This window comes from Serratia sp. H1w, assembly GCF_000633355.1.
Lineage (GTDB): Bacteria > Pseudomonadota > Gammaproteobacteria > Enterobacterales > Enterobacteriaceae > Chania.
Genome location: NZ_AYMQ01000240.1, coordinates 1 through 576 on the forward strand (window position 1 = coordinate 1; position 576 = coordinate 576).

Annotated in this window: 1 pseudogene; it reads left to right on the forward strand. The window is 51.4% G+C overall.

The window, feature by feature from the left end:
• Positions 1-23: 23 nt before the first annotated feature.
• A pseudogene (locus U869_RS0129100) lies at positions 24-576 on the forward strand (Tn3 family transposase); the annotation flags it as partial.

Genomic DNA, 576 nt, shown 5'->3' on the forward strand with positions numbered 1-576 from the left:
CAACTAATTAGAGGCATTACCCGCAGGAGAAGCGATTTTATGAGCAGTTGCCATTCTGTGATGTGACCGACGTCTTCCGGTTTGTTAACGGGCAGTGCCGGTTTCTCCATGCCATGAAGCCACAGCAGCCCCGCTATGCCAAAAAGAATGCCGATGCAGATAGCCTGATGGCGGTCATCGTTGCCCAGGCGATGAATCATGGTAACCATGTGATGGCACGAACCAGTGATATACCGTTCCATGTGCTGGAAACCACGTACGAACAGTACCTCCGCCTGGCGTCATTGTTCACGGCCAATGACTGCATCACCGATGCCATAGAGGTACTGCCGATTTTCCCGCACTATTCGTTTGATCCGGAAACGCTTTATGGTGCTGTTGACGGGCAGAAGTTTGGCGTTGAGCGCCCGACTGTAAAGGCCAGACATTCGCGGAAATACTTTGGCCGCGGTAAAGGCATGGTGGCCTACACGCTGCTGTGTAACCACATCCCAATCAACGGTTACCTGATTGGCACAAACGACTATGAAGCCCACCATGTCTTTGATATCTGGTACTGTAGTGGTCAACTAATAC